Origin of the sequence: Dyella jejuensis (assembly GCF_044904675.1) — a bacterium.
In the GTDB taxonomy this organism is placed as follows: domain Bacteria; phylum Pseudomonadota; class Gammaproteobacteria; order Xanthomonadales; family Rhodanobacteraceae; genus Dyella_B; species Dyella_B jejuensis.
Window position 1 is genome coordinate 1 of record NZ_JADIKJ010000053.1, and the last position, 1,338, is coordinate 1,338.

At 62.2% G+C, this 1,338-nt stretch carries 1 protein-coding gene; it reads right to left on the reverse strand.

Annotated features, from left to right (window positions below):
* Window positions 1-1,338 (reverse strand): hemagglutinin repeat-containing protein (locus ISP15_RS18230; RefSeq protein ID WP_404549409.1); only part of this gene is annotated, 1,338 nt, incomplete at both ends.

A 1,338-nucleotide genomic window follows, 5' to 3' on the forward strand; every position in this document is an offset into this window, starting at 1 on the left:
CATTGCCGCCGCCCAACGCGGCAATACCTGCGCCCACCACCCCGTGCAGAATGGTGCGTTCGGGACTGCCTTCGGCCCAGCCCATCGTGCTCGCCAGATCACCAGCTGCGGTCATGCCGACCTGTCCGGCGACTTGCCCCCTCTCCAACTTCTCTTGCACTTTCTGCGCATCGAAGATCGGAGCCAGCGCCTGGTTGTCGAGCGAGGGGTTTCGATCTAACCCACCCAGGTCTTGAGTGGGGTTATCGCGCACGACGATCGTGCCTTGTGCGATTCCCGCGCTGGTATCGCTGCTGCTATTTCCTTTCTGCGCGATGCCCAGGTTCAGGCCGCCACTGAAGCCGCTGTTGCCGTAGCCACCACCATTCGAGCCGTAACCACCGCCAATGCCGATGCTGCTGGCGCTGTAGTTGGCTTCATTGCGGATGGTCTCGTCAGTGAGGCTGCCGGTGTCGAGGACGTTCTCGCTCGGATCGGCACTGCTGGCGATCACGCCGCCGACCAGGTGCGTGTTGCCGCCCACCGCGATGGTGAAACCACCGCTACCGGCCTGGATGCCGCTCACGTCGGTCACGCTCTGGTAATGGCTGTCGGTCTTGCTCTGGTTGTAGCTCAAGCCGCCGCCACTGCTCATGCCGCCATAGCCGATCACCACTTGGCCGTTGGCCTGCATCTGCTTGCTGGCGTAGTCGTCGGTGTCCTGTTCGCTTTGGATCAGCAGGTTGTTGCCGATGGCGCCGATCACCTGTTGACCGGTGAGCTGCGCACCCTTGATCGTGGTGTCGTTGCCGCTGACGAGTGTCAACGTACCGTTGGCGCTCACGGTGGTGTCGGTGTGCGTCATGCCGTTGCCGTGTGCATTGCCCTTGCCAACGGCAGCTTCGGCATAGATACCGAAGCCGCTGCTGCCAATCAGCACACCGACGCCGGCGCTGGTGTTTTCGTTGTTGTTTTGAAGCGTGTGGTTTTCTGCCTGGCTGAGTAGGTTGAGGTTGTTTTGTGCAGCAAGTGCGACATCTTGGCCGCTAACCTGGCTGCCGACGATGTTCAGGTCGCCGCCGGTAGCCGCGATGGTGACATTGCCCTGGCTGCTGATATGGCTGCCATAGGTGGCCTCATCGTGCGTGGTCATCGTGCTACTGGCGCTGCTGCCACCGATGCCAAGCTTGAAGTCGATGCCGGCGTTGCCTTGCGCCGTGTTCTTCAATGCATCGTAACCGTCCTGCCCACCCGGCAGGTTCATGCCTTGGGCGGCACCGGGGGAGAACAGCGCCTGGGCTGCCTGCGCCGCGTAGAGGGCGGATAGGCGACTATCCTGCACTTGGCTACTACGTTGGG